Annotated in this window: 2 protein-coding genes; one reads left to right on the forward strand and one right to left on the reverse strand. The window is 66.4% G+C overall.

Annotated elements, in window-relative coordinates; all coding sequences use genetic code 11:
* Positions 1 to 2: 2 nt before the first annotated feature.
* Positions 3 to 422 (reverse strand): MarR family winged helix-turn-helix transcriptional regulator, encoded by a 420-nt coding sequence (locus ABD256_RS44150; protein WP_344432398.1) that lies wholly within the window; start codon positions 420 to 422, stop codon positions 3 to 5.
* 56 nt (positions 423 to 478) lie between these two features.
* On the opposite strand from ABD256_RS44150, the gene ABD256_RS44155 reads away from it, so the two are divergent.
* The gene (locus ABD256_RS44155) at positions 479 to 1,006 is read left to right on the forward strand and encodes a DUF6790 family protein (RefSeq protein ID WP_344432399.1); all 528 of its coding nucleotides are present in this window, start codon (positions 479 to 481) and stop codon (positions 1,004 to 1,006) included.
* Positions 1,007 to 1,010: the final 4 nt, after the last annotated feature.

The raw sequence follows: 1,010 nt of genomic DNA on the forward strand, positions 1-1,010 counted from the left end.
GCTCAGCCGGGTTCGAGGAGTTCGGCCAGCCGGAGGGTGTCTTCGAGGTAGCGCTGGTAGGGGAACCCGGCCGCGATGAGTGCGGTGCGGAATTCGTCGTGGAGTGGTTTTCCGGCGGTGTGGAAGGTTTTCCGGCCGGTGTCGGTGAGGCGGACGAGTCGTCGTCGTGCGTGGTCGGGGTCGATGGTGATCTGTACCAGGCCGTCGGTTTCGAGTGGTCGTAGTGCTCGGCTGATGGCCGGGTCGGATACCGACAGTGCCTGTGCGAGCCGGTGCTGGGTGGCCGGTTCGATCTCCTCGAGTGTGCCGAGCAGCCGGATCTGGCTGTAGGTCAAGGCGTCGGGGTCGTCGGTGCGCCGCCGGGTCGCTTCGCCCAGCAGCATGACCACCCGGTGGAGCAGGTCTGCGAGTCCGTCGTCCATGAGGCCAGCATAACAGAGTGTTGACGAGTTAATATTAACCAGGTAAGACTGAGGTCATGGATTACAACACCGCTTACTTCGCCCAGTCCGCCTTCCCCCTCGTCTGGATCGTGGTGCCCGCCATCGGCGCCGCCCTCAAGGCCCGCCACGCCACCTCGCCCCGGCAACGGCTGGAGATCTGGCAGCGCTGGTGGGCGATCGGCGCCATGGGGATCGGCAGCCTGTGGATGACGGTCGCCTTCACCGCCTTCCCGGAGGTCATGGCCACCGCGATCGGCTTCAACCGGACACCGTTCCTGTTCGAGATCGCCTTCGCCAACCTCGGCCTGGCCGTCATGGGCTTCCGCGCCGCCTCGGCCTCCGCACGCGAACGCATCACCATCGGGCTCGGCGCCGGGATGTTCCTCTGGGGAGCCGTGATCGGCCACCTCTACCAGTGGTTCGCCAACGGCGTCCACAACCCCGGCAACACCGGCGGCGTTCTCGTCAACGACATCCTCATCCCCGCCGTCATGATCATCCTCGCCGTGAAATCCCGCCGGCTCGCGGCCACCCCCCAGCAGACCGCGGACATCACCGCCTGACACC

This window comes from Amycolatopsis minnesotensis (assembly GCF_039529815.1).
Lineage (GTDB): Bacteria > Actinomycetota > Actinomycetes > Mycobacteriales > Pseudonocardiaceae > Amycolatopsis > Amycolatopsis minnesotensis.

What these genes read in the sequence shown, in the direction of transcription:
- ABD256_RS44150 (WP_344432398.1), bottom strand. Translation starts at nt 422, where the DNA reads ATGGACGACGGACTCGCAGACCTGCTCCACCGGGTGGTCATGCTGCTG.
- ABD256_RS44155 (WP_344432399.1), top strand. Translation starts at nt 479, where the DNA reads ATGGATTACAACACCGCTTACTTCGCCCAGTCCGCCTTCCCCCTCGTC.